Annotated in this window: 10 protein-coding genes and 1 pseudogene; 10 read left to right on the forward strand and 1 reads right to left on the reverse strand. The window is 36.1% G+C overall.

The window, feature by feature from the left end; all coding sequences use genetic code 11:
* Positions 1–8 precede the first annotated feature (8 nt).
* The 4 genes from ACOQO1_RS03565 (at position 9) to ACOQO1_RS03580 (ending at position 4,018) form a co-directional block, all read left to right on the forward strand.
* A complete protein-coding gene (locus ACOQO1_RS03565; protein WP_420601491.1) occupies positions 9–617 on the forward strand; it encodes a potassium channel family protein in 609 nt (202 codons plus the stop codon).
* Between the two features lie 602 nt (positions 618–1,219).
* Positions 1,220–2,770, forward strand: a complete 1,551-nt coding sequence (locus ACOQO1_RS03570) for a patatin-like phospholipase family protein (protein WP_420601492.1) — start codon at positions 1,220–1,222, stop codon at positions 2,768–2,770.
* Entirely contained in the window at positions 2,767–3,294 is a 528-nt protein-coding gene (locus ACOQO1_RS03575) for a hypothetical protein (protein ID WP_420601493.1), read from the forward strand. The genes ACOQO1_RS03570 and ACOQO1_RS03575 overlap by 4 nt, the downstream gene beginning before the upstream one ends.
* 25 nt (positions 3,295–3,319) lie before the next feature.
* The gene (locus ACOQO1_RS03580; RefSeq protein ID WP_420601494.1) at positions 3,320–4,018 is read left to right on the forward strand and encodes a hypothetical protein; all 699 of its coding nucleotides are present in this window, start codon (positions 3,320–3,322) and stop codon (positions 4,016–4,018) included.
* A gap of 190 nt (positions 4,019–4,208) precedes the next feature.
* Here the strand turns inward: ACOQO1_RS03580 and ACOQO1_RS03585 are convergent, their stop codons facing one another.
* Complete coding sequence (locus ACOQO1_RS03585) at positions 4,209–4,613, reverse strand: YcbK family protein (RefSeq protein WP_420601495.1); 405 nt, start codon at positions 4,611–4,613, stop codon at positions 4,209–4,211.
* A gap of 541 nt (positions 4,614–5,154) precedes the next feature.
* Between ACOQO1_RS03585 and ACOQO1_RS03590 the strand changes: the two genes are divergently transcribed.
* The 6 genes and pseudogenes from ACOQO1_RS03590 to ACOQO1_RS03615 all read left to right on the forward strand — a co-directional run bounded on the left by ACOQO1_RS03590 (position 5,155) and on the right by ACOQO1_RS03615 (position 16,322).
* Positions 5,155–6,597, forward strand: coding sequence for a hypothetical protein (locus ACOQO1_RS03590; protein ID WP_420601496.1), 1,443 nt, complete (start codon positions 5,155–5,157; stop codon positions 6,595–6,597).
* A gap of 92 nt (positions 6,598–6,689) precedes the next feature.
* Complete coding sequence (locus tag ACOQO1_RS03595; protein ID WP_420601497.1) at positions 6,690–7,682, forward strand: S8 family peptidase; 993 nt, start codon at positions 6,690–6,692, stop codon at positions 7,680–7,682.
* A 5-nt stretch (positions 7,683–7,687) separates the two neighbouring features.
* Positions 7,688–9,667 carry a hypothetical protein gene (locus ACOQO1_RS03600; protein WP_420601498.1) on the forward strand — a complete coding sequence of 660 codons (1,980 nt, stop codon included), beginning with the start codon at positions 7,688–7,690 and terminating at the stop codon, positions 9,665–9,667.
* 334 nt (positions 9,668–10,001) lie between these two features.
* The gene (locus tag ACOQO1_RS03605; RefSeq protein ID WP_420601499.1) at positions 10,002–10,958 is read left to right on the forward strand and encodes a hypothetical protein; all 957 of its coding nucleotides are present in this window, start codon (positions 10,002–10,004) and stop codon (positions 10,956–10,958) included.
* Positions 10,959–12,666: 1,708 nt separating this feature from the next.
* Positions 12,667–13,077, forward strand: a pseudogene (locus ACOQO1_RS03610) (tyrosine-type recombinase/integrase); the annotation flags it as partial.
* A gap of 272 nt (positions 13,078–13,349) precedes the next feature.
* Positions 13,350–16,322, forward strand: coding sequence for a DEAD/DEAH box helicase (locus ACOQO1_RS03615; protein ID WP_420601500.1), 2,973 nt, complete (start codon positions 13,350–13,352; stop codon positions 16,320–16,322).
* Positions 16,323–16,406 lie beyond the last annotated feature (84 nt).

Here is a 16,406-nt window from a genome sequence, read left to right on the forward strand (position 1 = left end):
GAAGTCTATTGAAAAAGTCAAATGGTTTTTATGGTCCGCTTATATCCACTTTGAAAAAAGGACAAAGTTTATCTTTTGGTCTTTACGTAAAAAACATGGGAGCAACAAAAGATGAAAAAGACAAAAAAGATGAATCAAAATACTATCAAAATCTCTATGTTGACAGATATGTGTTGACAAAAACTGGCCTAGCGCTACTTCTATCAATTAGTATAGGTTATTATGATTGGACAAAAGTATTCGTGGTTTGGGTAGTTTACACTATAATAGAATCATTTCTAGATGTGGCCCTAAAGGTCTCTGAAAATCAATTAAATAACTCCATGTCATACTTGAGAGCTACAATTAATGGCTTTTTAAACTATTTTGAATTTGTTTTTTCTTTTTCCTATCTCTACATGTATTTTGATGCTTTAAAGTTCACTCAATCTGAATTCCAAGAAAGAGTTCCAAATGCACTTGAATACATTTACTTCAGTTTTGTTACAGTTTCCACTATTGGTTATGGAGATTTGGCAGTTTCTAATGATATTGGAAGGATATTAGTAATGATTCAAGCTACAATTTTTCTTGTTTTTGTTCTTGTTTTTCTAAATCACAACATCGCAAGGATTTAATTAGTAAAATAAACGAATACTCTAAATTAGCCTCATATGACAGCATTTCATTATCAACGCCTCTTTCTGTAATTGTTTCGCAATTTTCAAAGTCAATTTTCTTTGAATTATATTTGTTTGTAGTTAAGTTACTGTTTCTTTTTCCTAATTCTATTGACCTCAAAATATTTATAATTTAAGTTAATTTGAATTTTTAAGTCCTTCATGGGTTTTATTTTCCTTCAGTATAGCAGGGCAAAGACAGTATAATAGGGGGTAGGCACGCTAAGTTGCCCATATAACTTCTATTGAATTTCTCGAAAACAAAAAACCACAAAGTTGACGTAGTTTTAAGCATGTTAGAGCGTCTAATCCTATTGCTTGAAAACTCATGTTATGATGATATTCCGACCACATCAGAAATTTCACTCACCGAATAGGTGACTTCTTTGCAAATTCTAAGTGAAATTGCAGAAAAACCCCAGTTTTTTTAAGGTTTTCGTACAATTGACTTTAACATCTTTGACTTAAATTTAGACATCTCCCCCAAAGAACTTTTTGGTAATCAAATCAAAAACGGGAATTCCTGTTTTCGGATACTCGTCAATTTAATATCAGGAACATTGGATATCAATTCTTTTTTTGAGGCCGCCATCGGCACAAAGGTTATTGCCGAAGATGCATTGACTGCAGATAAGATGAATACAACGAAATCATTCTTATCAGCCGCAGACAAAATGCTAAAAAAAGCCATTGTCGAGAACAAAAAACTGTCTCAGAAGTTCGAAAATGGGTTCATCAAACCGGAGTACATTTCTTCGGGCTACATCGATGACGGAACTGCATCTCTAAAGCCTGTTATTGATTTGGTGCAACAGGGTGGTGGCATGTATGGTATTGCGCTGGTGGGCTATACCTACATAATGGAAAAGGTGGGAATACGATTTCACAGTCATGGCGGGACAAGCGCCGGAGGAATTAATGCATCTTTTTTGGCAAGCATCCCACTCAGTATCTACACAACCAAATCTATTTTTGTCGAGGATAAAAATACAAATGCCACTAAATCTGAATTGCTGGCACACATAATTACCAATACAGATTTTAGCAGCTTCATGGATGCCGCTGGAATAATTGGTCGGTTACAGCAGTTTTTGTTTAAAAAGTATAAATCGAAATGGCTTTTAAGAGGATTTGTTCTCTTTGCTTTGGCGTTTTTGCTTACTTGTTTTGGTACGTTTGCTGGAATCTTCAGCATTCGCAATGGATTGAAAGGTGCCGAGATAAGGTTTTTCGATTTTATCATAGGTACCTGCAGCTTTGTTGCTCTACTCATTTTGATATATATTCTGCTGGTCAAACTGTTCAGAAAAGATTTTGGAATTAATTCAGGTAACAGGTTTTATGAATGGTCTGATTGCCTATTTGAAATATTGGGCATTCAACATACACAAAACCTGTTCAATCGAATAAATGCGAATAAGCTTTCAGATCAGCAGCCAGATGACAAGGCCCGATTGGTGATGGTATCATCAAATCTCACGCACAATAGAATTGTCAAATTTCCAGAACGAGCATCCGACTATTGGAATAATGCCCATAAGGTAAAACCTGCGGCTTATTTAAGGGCTACCATGTCGCTTCCTTTTATTTTTAGAACATTTATTCCTGATGTAAAACATTACTATCAAAGAAATGGTAGTGATTTCGTTATCAAGAAGGCCAGATTTGTTGATGGTGGAATGCTATCAAACTTTCCTATTCGTGAGTTTCATCGATTGGACGGTCACCCTCCCCGATTTCCCACATTTGGTGTTTTACTGAGCGATATCGGATTAAAACAAGGACGAAACAAGACAGAGCGTATACGATCGATAGATGCAAGAAAACTTCCCGACCTTAAATTCATTGATTACATCAAGTCATATTTCAAAACCTTCAGAAATTTTTACGATTACGAATTTGTTTTCGGTAGTGATGAAATAGCAAAAAGGGTTGTGACAGTCGATACCCAAGATTACAACTGGCTTGATTTCTGGATGGATGAAGACACCAAAAAAGAACTTTTCTTAAAAGGGGTAGAAGCCGCTATTGAACAGTTCGAAAAATTTGATTGGCAAGAATATCGGCAAGAGAGAGAAAAAACAGACAGTTTTATTTTGAAACAAAAATGAAAGAAGTGCTGGGCAAATACAGCAGACTATGGTTGGTTTCACTACTTGGCGTCATCACCGTTATCTTATTGATGGTGGTCAATAAAGATTTGAGGGTCTGCAATATTTTGGAGATAGAGTTCAGTGACTCTACAGAATCTTTTCTAAATCTGGTAAAAGGGCAAGAATCAAATGTTCGTCACAATACCCTAGTTGATTTTGTATTCATTCTAGCCTATACCATACTGTTTTGGATGTCACTAAAAGTAGTTATTTTATCGCTGCAAACTGATTTGAAACGTACATATTATCTGCTTTGCCTGTTACCTGGAATTTTCGATGTGGTTGAAAATCTTTCAATGTTAAATGTTTTGGAAAATCAGGACTCTTTTAGTTTTAAAATGCTCTTTTTGTCAGTCAGGCTGAAGTGGGGAATCGTAATTCCGTTTATGCTAATGACCCTTACCATATTGCTGTTCTATATTTTAGTTTTTTTTGGTATTGGATTTAACATCTTTTATAGCAAAAGGCAACAAATCAAATAGTTGATACAATCAAAAAACTTATGAGATGCAAAAAGAAATTGAAGAAATTAAGACAAGTTTAAAAAAAATTGAAAAGAAAGGAACAAGAAATACATGGCTTCAATTTCTGTTTTTTCCGTTGATTATTGGAGCAATAGGGTTCTATTTTCAAGGAATTTTAAAGCAACCAGAAAATAGGATAGAGCAATTGAAGGTAACCCAGAATATCATCAGCAATATTTATCAAGATACCATTTATCAAAGAGCTGTTGTTATGAAAAGAATTTTATACGAGGTACTTGATAATGACAAACTGGCAAATGAGTTGGGTTTTTTGATAGAGGAACATATGAGGTCAAAGATATTGACAGGAACGCCAAACGAAGTAAGCGAGGTGGTCGATGCTCTGGAAAAGGTCTCGACTCAAAAAGATTCTTTAAAAGAAAAACTGAAATCAGACCAACAAGTTTCACAAGTAATCGAACGTACTAAAAGGGCGAAGGAAAAAGAGCGTGAGGCATTTGGATATTTGGTTCAGGGAGACCTAAAGCAGGCTGAGCGGGCCTTTAGAAAAGTAGATTCTATCTATCCTACCTATCATCAGGCCTATGAAATCTCTAGATACCTTAAAGATAATAAGGAATATTTTAACGATTCTTCCAAAATCAAATCCATACAAGAATATACAGTCAAGAATTTCCCTTATGGGGCTCCGAAGGATGTAATAGGTAGGTTAAATTTCTAGTTACTCAAATAATCAGTAGTTTCTTTAATGCTTTACAAAACAAAATCCCTATTTGGTTAGTTACGTTTCGATATTTTCATAATTATCTCGATGATTGGAGCAGTCCATAGAATGATTGGAGCAGTCCATAGAATGATTAAAACAGCTTTTATGTTCTAATTCTCACATAAAATTGCGGAAAGTTTTTAAGTTATTTGTAAAAGTCGCGATACCTAGTAGAATAATTCCAACGCTTACGAGCTCCCCGAATGTCATAATGAACAAAGCCATTGTACAAACCAATTCCACCTTCTGCGATTTGCCCTTGCACGGTTAGTTTTTCAATAATTCGAGAAAGTTGTTTGGAGGTGAGATCTTTGGCAATTAGGTCGGCTGCCTTTCCTAACAGGTGCTGCGAGTTTGGAACACCACCTACCTTTAAATTGTGTTCTGGACTTCGATACCCGCTTGTTACTGTCAAGGGTTCTTCAATGTAATCCCTAATGATTTGAAGGTTGTTTGCGAGTTCTTTGATGTTCTCAAATACACCATCGGGCATTGTCGCGCCATCATTGCTTTCGAATTCCGTTTTGTAAAAGTTTTTTGTTAGCTGCATGTCTTTTTTTGTGCTAGGAACTAAATTGTTTAGTATTTGTACAATCCTTATAGTCAAACTAATACCATGAAAATAGGTAAAGAAATCAACAAAAGCCAACAATTTTTTAAAATGAAAATTACCTTGTTAATTCTTAAGACTTTTGTTCAAATATGAGGATTAAAAACCACAGTTTTTTTGAGGTTTTTCATAGTAAAGACTAAACAAAAAGCATAATAGATGGATGGTTCTTGTTTTGCGCCTGTCGTTTATCCATATTATTGGTTTTTAGTCGATTACAATTTGGATGACGTTGTTTTTTGGTAACTTCATAGAGCTATGGTTTAGTATCTTACCCCAGTTCGTTTTAACAGGTTTTTAGGTTAAGTTCATGATATCAAGCTAATCATGAAACCGTCTAATATGAATGTTCCTACACACGCAAGAAATCTTGGTCGGTACAAGGTTGGAAACAATTTATGAAATACGAAAGTACCACTAATAGCCTACTAGGGGTATAATATAGGACAGGAAGGAGAAACGTAATTTTAATATAAATAAGATGACAGGAAGTGTTGCATTGGATGTTGTAATAGGGTTGGCATTCATATATATGCTCTACAGCTTATTAGCTTCAATTATCCAGGAAATTGTAGCAAACCTTTTGGGGTTACGGGCGCGTAATTTACGACATGGTATTAGTAGAATGCTTCAAGATGAACCGAAACCAAAGAACGGTACTGAGGGAGAGGGCGATGTAAAAAAGAAAACGGTAACCATATTTCACCGTGCGGGATCCGATTCCTTGCAAAGGTTAAAACGTAATTTTTTAAAAGATAAAGAGGGCTTACTTAAGGAATTCTATCAGCAGCCTGTAATTAAGTATCTGGCTTCCGGACAATATTTCTCCAAACCTTCCTATATCAGCGAATCTGATTTTTCCAAGGCTTTATTGGATATTCTCAAAGAGAAAGGGGGGGGCAACTTGTCCAATCTTGAACGAATACAACAAACCTTGTTGCAGGAAAATGGCTTTATCGATAAAGAAACCAGAGAATTCTTGCAATCGCTTTTGGATGATGCCCAAAACGACCTTGTAAGATTTAAGGTCAATCTGGAGGATTGGTTTAACAATACTATGGAACGTGTAACAGGATGGTACAAAAGAACAGTGCAAATCATCCTGATTATAATAGGTTTTGTTATAGCCGCCACCTTTAACGTCAACTCTATCGCAATAGCCAAATTGTTGTCGAATGATAAAGAAGCTAGGGAAAATATCGTAGCACTGGCTTCCTCCTATGTGGAAGAAAATAAGGAGTTGATAGACGCGTATCGAAAAAATAAAATGAACAAATCCAAGGATTTATCGGCGATTGACCGTATAAATGAATTGGACCGTCCCTCACAAGTTCAGGACACTACGGCATCTGACAACAAAGCCGTTGCCCAAAAGTTGGAGGTGCAGCAGGATTCCATCAAATCAGCTTTTGATGCCAAATTAGACAGTCTTTTGGCCATAAAAGGGAAACTGGAATCCGATATTGAAGATGTAACTAAAATATTGGGCTTTCGGCCAATTGATAGCTTACCGATACAAAAGGACTTTGAACGAGAACTTGCCGATGCGGAGGTGGTCGTTGTAAAGCAGAAATTAACCTCAAAACAGGTCTTATATGATAACCGGTTCGTAGTAGCGTTCCCGAGTGCTTATCTGGCTGAAAATACGGGGAGCTATTATGAAATTATACAAGAAGGTTGTGGTGATCAAAGTAATGATACCCTGTATTATGCGGAATTTAAAGGCTTGGGTTACTTCTTTTATAGTTTTTGGGGGTATCTGATCACTGCCCTAGCTATTTCTCTGGGCGCTCCTTTTTGGTTCGACGTGCTCAACAAGATAATTCGAATGCGAGGTTCTTTACAGAAAACGCCAAAAAGTGCATCGGCACAAGAAGCAACACAAAAAAGAGGAAGTGTGTCCATTAATAATCGTGTAGGGTAGTGAAGGTAACGGTTACAAAATACTTAAATGTCCGGGTAGGCAAGCCAAGTGTCAATGCGCCTAACTATCAGTACCTGGCCCCGGGGACTATCTTGGAAATTGACGGCAACCAGTATGAAGGAGATCTCTACGACGGCGTTACTACCTGGTATAAGGATACAGCCGGAAATTTTTATTGGAGTGGTGGTATAGATGCTAAAGATGCAATTCCAACTGAACCCAGTTCATCTGATTTTTGGTTTGAAAAGCTAGACATAGGCCATATTTGGAGTATGTACGAAGAACAAGGGGATAGATGTAATGTTTTAATACTGGATACGGGCATTAACGACAACCTTAATGTTTTTAAAGATGCTTTGAATCAAGCCCCTTTGAATTTCGTTGCAAGTTCAAAAACAACCAAGAGCATCGATAAGCTAAGACACGGGACCCATTGCGCAGGTCTCATAGCTTCTCGTCCTATCGATTTTGAGGTCGGGATTGCACCTCAGTCAAAACTGATTGTCGGGAAAATTAATGAACACGGTTGGTTAAAAGATGCCGCTTCCATAAACGCTGCGCTTACAGAGTTTTTAAAGGCAGAGTATGATAATAAAATTGATTTGATATCAATAAGTCAAAGCCTTGGCTTATCTGATAACACAATGGAAGAGCTAATTAAGAAACATATAGCAAAGAACAGAGTAGTAGTCACAGCAATTGGAAATGATGGTTTTAAAGAAAATTTAAACACAAAAAAATATCCTGGATTCTATGAAGTGCCAATTTCCGTTGGGTCTTGTGAAAGCGATAATAGTTTATCCAACTATACCTGTTTTCCATCGGCTGTCGATGTTTTTTGTTATGGGACAAATATAAAATCGTATACAGAAGAAAATTACCCAATTCCTCTTAGTGGGACAAGTCAGGCCACCGCAATAGTATCCGGGATATGCGCACTGATTATTTCAGCATTGAAAAAGAAAAACCAACCAATATCATGTGATAGCATTAAAAATCTGTTGAAGAGCACTGCAGCTCCGTTAAAGACGAATAATCAATATAAACTAATACAACCAAAAGCGATTTTTGAATCAATATTCTAGCAATTATGAAACGTCACTTACTGGTAATTCTGAAAACCTTTTTATTGGCAATATCCCTTTTTTCCACCCAGGCCATTGCGCAAAATGAAGTAAGAACTGCATATTATGATGCGCTTACAATTTCAAAGTTGTATGAAAATAATAGCGCAACTGGGGTGCCCTTGGATAACGAAACATGGAGGATTTTAAAGTTTTATTTCCCTAGCAAAGCAAGTTTACCTACTGATATATTAAACAACCCATTCTTAAAAACGTATTTCAACGCTGGCGGCAGTTCCAGTGTGTTGGATAAAAGCGTAATACAAGAGGGTTTAGGGGTATCATCTGTTGGAGCCGATGGTCTCAGCATTACCACCGTGGCTGATGGGTTAGCCAAATTTTTGGTAAAAAGAACCAAAGAAGAATTAACGGTGGCATTTTTTGATCGGTTCAAAGAAGTATTTGTAAAGTTCCCAGAACTTCAAATAGTATTTCCAAATACAATCAGAACTTTTGGTGTTATCGATAGTTTTAACTTCTCTGCGTATCTAAATACAATACGACAGGCTTTTTTAAAGGATTTAGACAATTTGCACATCAATATTCCCAATCTCGAGGGTCTGAAGAATGTAAATTGTTTAGCTGCAGATGCCAATTGCAGGGCCAGGATAGGGTTTTATTCCAGCTTTTTTACAAGTGATAACGGCTATCTGCTGAAAACTGCCCTATCACTGGTGGAAGAACTGAAAAGGGGGACCAATCCGGCGGAAATAATAACCATGCTCTCTCAAAGTTCCGATTTAAACAAAATAGGCAACCCAAATTTTAGGGAAGTCAAAAGTGTCCTAGATTTGACGGCATTCATCTCAAATAACCTGCTAAGCACTGATGAAAACAAAATTTGGATTTCGGGAAATGAAATTCGAAATCTCATTAGTGACCCAACTACCCTCAAAATATATCTGGGCCTCCTTTATCAGTCGGACGAATCTTCTAAAATTGTATTTCAAACAGCAGCGGGCGTTCCGCAATCCCTGCGGCAACTACTTGGGGGTTTAGCAAGCAACCTTCTTCCTATTGAGAGTTACCTGAAAAGCATGGCCTTTGAATTAGATAAGGTAAATTCAGCTGTATCCAATATTAGAGCGCTCAAAATATCGGGTGGCAAGCCGGATAATTCAGATTATTTCACCTTTTATTCCAGTATCGTTTCGTTCCTCTCAAATGCTTCAAAATTGAATCTTTTAGGAATTACTATTTCGCATCAGAAAGAAATAGATGAGTTTATGCGCTTAGCGAGCAGTGCAGGAAACACGTACCATAATCTGTCCTCGCGGAATTATTCGGCGGCAGTAGCAGATCTAAGAGTGTTCCTGGAAGATGTCGGTGTTACCAATGGTGCATTTTTAAAGGAATTCCTGAAGTACGGGTCTTTTATGGCAACCGTGGCCGAAGCGGAAAATTCGGATCAGGTACAAGCGGCCATTGAAGCCGTGGCCTTACCAGCTGGCAGTGCCACCATAAAGAAAAGAACAGAACAAAATATCGCGCTAAACGCCTATGTTGGACTTTCTCCCGGACTAGAATATTATGGTGAAACGGATGCATATGGATTTAGTCTTGGGGTAAATGCTCCTATTGGTGTCGCATTCAGTAAGGGAAGGTTTGATTACGAAGCAAGTACCAATACCTATGCGGAGAAAGGTTCAACAACATGGTATTTTACACTAATCGATTTAGGAGCCGTGACAAGTTTTAGGTTTGGCGACAGTGAGACCGAGAAACTTCCAGAAATTAAACTTGAGAACATTTTTGCTCCAGGAGTATATCATGTGTGGGGACTTGCAAAATGGCCGGTGTCCATTGGATTGGGAGGGCAACTGGGACCGCAGTTGCGCGGTATTACCGATGTATCCACTGACGTGGATTCCAATTTATCATTTTCGGTTAAGGCCTTTGTGGCTGTTGACATTCCCTTACTGAATTTTTATACACGATCTAGGTAATAAGGGAAGCCCTAACACTGATTTTTGGAAGGGGAGGATTAGGAAAACGCGAAGAAACAATCAATAAAGGATAACTAATCGTTTTGTGTTGTCCATAATTTATTTTCGTAATTTTCTGTTGAACGCAGTGCCTTAATTGATATAAATAACATCCTTTACTCAGAGTGTTGTAATGTTGGATTTGTTAAAACATATCAGAACTATACATTATTTTCTTGTAATTATTTGCGGAACCCTTTTCTATTTAGGTTCAATCGCAGGGACACAATATTCCATTCTGGTTGCTCAGCTAAATCACCTGGATTACTACCTATCACAACTGAATAATCGTCCAATGAACGATAAGGAGCAACCTAGTCTAAGGTTGATTAATGAACCCGCAAATCTTTCCTATCATAATTACGTATCGGAACAATTAAATGCGAACAATGGATATAGGGATAGTATGGTAGTTAGAGATTTTATCCTTCAAGACATATATTGTTTTGTTGATGCAAAACAAATAGTAAACTATGAGATTTTACCGATTGAAGATGTATATACCAGATTAGAAGATTTTCAAATCGAAGTACTCCTTCTTGATAAACCGGTATCAGACCAACAAGTTGATTGGCCAACAACAGATTCAAGTAGTATTCCACTCAAAAAGGCCAAAGCGACATGGTTAAATGAAGACTTTGTGAATGTGAAATTTACCTCAGAAGTATTTGTGAAAACACCAGAAGGCTCAAGTATTGTTGAATATGAATTTAACGTACCTTTTACTACAAAACGGGAGATTATCTCTTTTTCTTATGAATATTTTAATAGCAATTACGATGAATTGATGAAGTTCAAAAATGAGTTATGGATGTATAGTATCAAAGATTTGATACAGGTAGCCAAATCGAGAATGGGAGCTGATATAAAACAGAAAACCCCAAAATCATCACCCATCAATTTGCTGGGTGTTCAAATAGAAGGTGAACACATTGGGATATTCGGTAGTTTAATAATAATTGTTACACTTTTATACCTCAATTTGTATCTCAAGGAGTTGTACCGGTATGTAGCAGTAAATCCTCCACAGCCAAATCAGAGTATATTATGGATTGGACTAATGCACTCTGGTATTGCTTCCATGTTCTGCTTTATTAGTATTGTACTGCTTCCAGCTGCTACTACCACGCTTATTTTTTATAGATTTATTTTGTCGACAATTGGTTCCGTATTTCCAGGGCTTATAGTCCTTGTACTTGGAATTAATTCCTATGCAAAGTTAAAATCGATTCGAAAATCGATAATCTTATGATTAGTTCACTAGTTCAATTCGTTTTGGGGATGGGGATACCAATTGTCAGTTTTGGACTGACCTGTGGTTTTGTAATTGAGAATTTTTCTTTGACAATCGAAAATTTGTTTCGATGGCTCCTTTTAATGGTGACCATAATCTCGATTTCTTTCTTCTTATTAGATGTTTATGCTTTGTCGATAGAATTAAAAGGAATCAACAAAGCCATAATCATATTTTTTTTTGTGGGAACATTGATTTATCTAATCGTTAACACAAAGCCTTCCGTGATAGAGAAGCTTACTAAAATAAAATTCCCTAAAATTTTTTCGACAGTTGATGAAAAAATTAGTGATTTTGTCAATTACCTTATAAATAATACAAAGTATCGACATTTTGATAATTTTCTTATAAAGGGCAACACCTTCGTAATGATCATTAAAATCCTTTTAGCTTTGCCAATACTAATAATCCCACATTTCTTTGGTTTAGGAATATATCATACCTACCGGTTATTAGACTTACAGATTAATAGATATGAACCAATAACATTTAGAACTTTCTTAGATAATTGGGGCGAAAGTGAAGACACACTTCCGAATCTTTTTATTTTCACTTTTTTCACTTTCTTCGGGCTAATTCTCATTCATGGGTTTATTGACCATGAAATTGAAGGAAGGGGTTACGAGAGATTCATTTTTCTGAACCTACTGTTCTTATCTTACATTATTCTATTCGCAACTTGATAACCTTATATAATTCTAAAATAGAAAGTGATTAAATTATTTCTAACCAAGATTGTCAACTAGAGCTAAAAACCCATTCGTATAAACTCCCGAACCTAATTTTGGAATTACCTTTACCATTGGTTTCTCAAGGTATCATTTTTACAGCTCACCGAATAACTCACCAAAATCTGAGAATTCAAAAAAACCTACTAGAAAAGCTATTGACATTAGATTTTCTATTCAATTGAATCCATTTATAACTAAGGAATGGGCGGAAACATTCAACTCTAAGTTTCCATAAAATTTGATGGATTCTGTGTTCATATAATAGGTGCTTAAAGCACGTAGTGTTTACGTTTTTTGTCCTGCTTGCAGGACGAAGAATGTAAAGCAAGAGGGTAACACGCTAACGCGATGTTACGTTTTTTAATTAATTGAAAATCAATTGATTATGCGATTTTGAAATTTTAACTCAAAAATTTTTTACAGCAAAAACCTTGGTAGGCCTTATAAACACTGAAAAATTTTGCTGTAAAAAATATTATTTGTTGCAATTAGTTTCTTTTTGACCCACCTTTTTTCGCGGATTTAGTTTGATATTGTTTGTTTCTATTTGAAGAAGATGGTGGAAGAGGGTTTTGAAAAGGAAATATTAATTGACTCCATGGCAAGTGCGCCCTATTTCGATTTTAATTAACGCTTAGCTATCTGCACACTATAAAATCGAAACAGGGTCCATGCGCAAAGTTTAAGGGTAAGATTTGGGGACTACTCTTTCTGCAAAAAAAAGATTGGCTGTTTGATGGGACCTTTGGACCATTTATGAAAATGACTCCATATTCTAATTAGACTCTTTACATAAAGCGGATTTTGTAAAGAGTGTTGATTTTTTGGAGTACCTTTCAAAGACCTCATAAACTAAGAAGAAATCAAAATGTAAAGAGTGATAAAAAAAGGACCACAAACGCCCATGAAAGGGGTAAGGACTACTTGAGCCAGATGAGATTAAATCTCTTCTGGAGGCTTCCAAAAAGACCCGATATCCAAAAAGAAACTATCTTCTTTTATTCATGATGTACAGGCATGGATTAAGGGTAAGTGAGGCCGTTTCCCTGAAGAAATCCGACATTAATCTAAAATAGTCCAGGCTTTGTGTAAACCGACTTAAAAGCGGCCTTTCGGTAGAGCAGCCAATTGCAGGCGACGAACTGCGGGCAATCAAAAGGCATCTGAGTTCAAGGGATGATAATCTACCCTGGTTGTTTGTCAATGAAAGAGGGCTTCCCTTGACTAGGCAGGCGGTTAACTACATAATCAATAGAGTAGGGGAGAAAGCTAATCTTCAAAATGTACATCCCCATAAGCTTAGACACTCCTGTGGATTTTATTTAGCTAATAGGGGTATGATTTAAGATTAATTCAAGATTATTTAGGTCATCGAGACCCTAAGCATACTGCACATTACACTAGGGTTGAGAGTAAAAGATTTGAGAATAGCCTTAAATCATTCATGGAATTGTAGAAAATCCGTAGAATTTATAAGGTTTTTATACAACAGTTTCTGGCAATCTATTTATATATTTCAGTACTCCGATTTATCCACCTACTTCTTTTGTTTTTCTCCCAAAATTATCGCAGTTCAATATCGACCTGCTTTGTTAAAATTGATCATTAAGGATATTTCATGAATAGAACTGATATTATTTCTAGCTGGCGTCAAAATTTTTATCCTCGAAAGGAAGAAATTGACAATAAAGGAAAAATAAAAACTGAGGGGTTGAGAACTCCTCAGTGGGGGGCTTATCACCGGGTATTATCCCATTGGTCAGAGTCAAATGAACATGCTCTCGTAGTAATGCCGACGGGTACAGGTAAAACTGATACGATGATTAGTCTACTCGTAGGCGGACTGATACAAAGATTATTAATTATTGTGCCAACAGATGCTCTAAGGTACCAGATAGGTGAAAGATTTGAAACCTTAGGGGTTCTGAGAAAGCTCACGCCATCATTAGTTACGAATAAAGCTCAGAACCCAATACTTTCATATTTACATAGAAGTACTAAACTGGAAAAGAGCTCGGATGTCGACAAAGTATTTAAAAACAGTAATGTAATTATTTCTACTGCTGCTAAATTCAGGAACATCCCCGAGGAATTTATACATAAGATTGTGGATTATTGTTCACATGTTTTTTTTGATGAAGCACATCATACAGAGGCACAGAAAACATGGAAAAAAGTTCAAGTAGCCTTCCAGGAAAAACCTGCTGTCCTATTCACGGCGACTCCGTATCGTAATGACCATAAACTTATACATAGTCCAATAATCTATAATTATCCACTTTCCAAGGCACAAGAAGAAGGTTACTTTGCTACAATAGAAAGTGTACCCATATATGAGTGGGATGACAATAACCATGATATTTCAATAGCGACCAAGGCGGTAGAAATACTTAAAACGGACTTGCAAAAACATCCACATATTTTGATGGCAAGAACGCTTACAATCCCACGTGCCGAGTACGTATTTGAGATTTATGAAAAACATTTTGCTGACTTAAATCCAATATTAATTACCTCTAAGTTGTCAAAAACAAAGAGAGAAGAAGCACTTAAAAATATACTTGCAGGTAAGAACAGAATTATAGTTTGCGTAGATATGTTAGGGGAAGGGTTTGATCTTCCGCAACTTAAAATTGGGGCTTTCCATGACTTCAGAAACAATATAACTACTGCCCTTCAATTGATTGGACGATATACTCGTACAGCTAGCAAGTTGGGTCCGGCATCATTTGTTTATAACGCGGCAAAGACATCCAATAATCAGGAGGTACAACAATTGCTAAGTGGAGATAGAAACTGGAATAGCTTAATACCTAACATAAGTGAAAGCAAAATTAATGCTCAAAAGAGTTTATATGAGTTCACGCAATCTTTCGATAAGGAAAGCCCTTTTCCTTTTCAAAATGTAAGATCATCTTTTAGCATTATTATGTATCAGAGCACTGATTCTGAATGGTATCCTGAGTTTTATATCGATGGTTTTAGACCGGAACCAGAGCATATGGAAGAATACTTAAACCAAGAAAAGGATACGTTGGTTATTGTAACAAGTAACAAGAAAAATCTTGATTGGATTATTTCAGAATCTTACCAAGACACAGAAAGTCATATTTATGTTTTAAAATGGATAAAGGATAAAAAACTGCTGATAATACATAGTTCCAAAACTGGGAACAATTACTATAAGGCCCTAGCAAAAGCCGTTTTAGGCGAAGAACCTAAGCTAATCAGAGGAGAAAAGGTCTTTAGAGTTTTCAACAGATATGAAAATATAATTTTAAAAGACATTGGACTTTCCGAACTGGCAGGAAATGATAGGACCTATGTAAGCCACATGGGCAAAAACCCGGGCAAAGCAGTTACTAAGGTTGATTTGATAAAAAAAACTAAGAAAAAGATACAAGGGACAGCCTATTCTGATGGAATTAAGTCTTACATAGGTGTTTCATCTAAGGGACGTATTTGGGCAAGAAAGAGAACTTTCATACCAGAAATGATTGAATGGGCAATTGAGGTCGCAACCGATGTTTTAGATGATTCATTAAATACAGAACATGTGCTAAAAGGTGTGGTTATAGCTATTGAGGCCAACGAGATACCCAATACACGATGTTTTTCCATAGCATGGCCAGAAGATTTTTATTCCGCAGAAAAGGTAACTCTACATGAAAATGACAATACCTCTTTTGATTTATTAGATTCTGAATTAAGGTTTAAAAGTCAAAATAAGTCCGAACTAACTTTCAGTCTACACCTTCCTACATTCATTAATACGTATTCCTTCAAAATACTTAAAAAAGGGAAATTTGAAATTAGTCAGACAAGTGGCAAAGATGTATCGATAAGAATTAAGTCTGATTATCAGAGTTTTGTAGATTATCTTAATTCTCATCCACCTTTAATGTTTTTTATAGACGGGTCACAGCTTGATGGAGTAGATTACGCTCAGGCTTTTGAGCATGAAATTCAATATGAAATTGATAAAATAAGCACTGACAAATTTGTTGGAGTTAACATAAAAAAAGAGTCTGAAGGTTTAGGCCGAACTCACAAAGAGTCTATTCAATATTATTATATAAATGAACTATTAGAGAAAGATTATGATATAGTGATTAATGACGATGCCAGTGGTGAGACTGCAGATATTGTTGCTATCAAAATTGATGATGAAAAAGAGCATATTACCATCGATTTATTTCATTTGAAAGCTTCAAAAGAAAAGAACCCTGGGTGTAGACTTGAAGATCTTCTTGTGGTTTGTGGTCAAGCACAAAAAAATATTAGATGGCTTGATAATCGGGATAGCTTCTTTAAAACTCTTATGTCTCGTGAAAGACGCTGCATAAATCAAGGGAGTCCAACCAGAATGCGTAAGGGAACTATCAAAGATTTGGAAATAGCTGCAAAAAAAATAAACACTTACTATACATCCAATATTAACGTCTCATGCGTTCAACCAGGTTTTTCAAAAACTATATATCTGGCACAAACTGAACAGAAAAAAAATGAAATAAGCCGTCTTTTTGCGGCAACTGAATCATACTTAAGTTTAATAAGTAAAGCTTCTTTTTATGTTATTGGTAATGAATAATTTAGTGTAAAAAGTAACTTTATTGAGCCTAGTGTAAGTTCGAAATCAAAATTGGCATAAAAAAACAAATTCTATATGAGAATG

It is taken from the genome of Flagellimonas sp. (assembly GCF_965222555.1).
In the GTDB taxonomy this organism is placed as follows: domain Bacteria; phylum Bacteroidota; class Bacteroidia; order Flavobacteriales; family Flavobacteriaceae; genus Flagellimonas.

Coding starts and splice junctions, on each gene's coding strand:
- ACOQO1_RS03575 (WP_420601493.1), top strand. CDS start 2,767: ATGAAAGAAGTGCTGGGCAAATACAGCAGACTATGGTTGGTTTCACTA.
- ACOQO1_RS03580 (WP_420601494.1), top strand. CDS start 3,320: ATGCAAAAAGAAATTGAAGAAATTAAGACAAGTTTAAAAAAAATTGAA.
- ACOQO1_RS03585 (WP_420601495.1), bottom strand. CDS start 4,613: ATGCAGCTAACAAAAAACTTTTACAAAACGGAATTCGAAAGCAATGAT.
- ACOQO1_RS03590 (WP_420601496.1), top strand. CDS start 5,155: ATGACAGGAAGTGTTGCATTGGATGTTGTAATAGGGTTGGCATTCATA.
- ACOQO1_RS03600 (WP_420601498.1), top strand. CDS start 7,688: ATGAAACGTCACTTACTGGTAATTCTGAAAACCTTTTTATTGGCAATA.
- ACOQO1_RS03605 (WP_420601499.1), top strand. CDS start 10,002: ATGAACGATAAGGAGCAACCTAGTCTAAGGTTGATTAATGAACCCGCA.
- ACOQO1_RS03615 (WP_420601500.1), top strand. CDS start 13,350: ATGAATAGAACTGATATTATTTCTAGCTGGCGTCAAAATTTTTATCCT.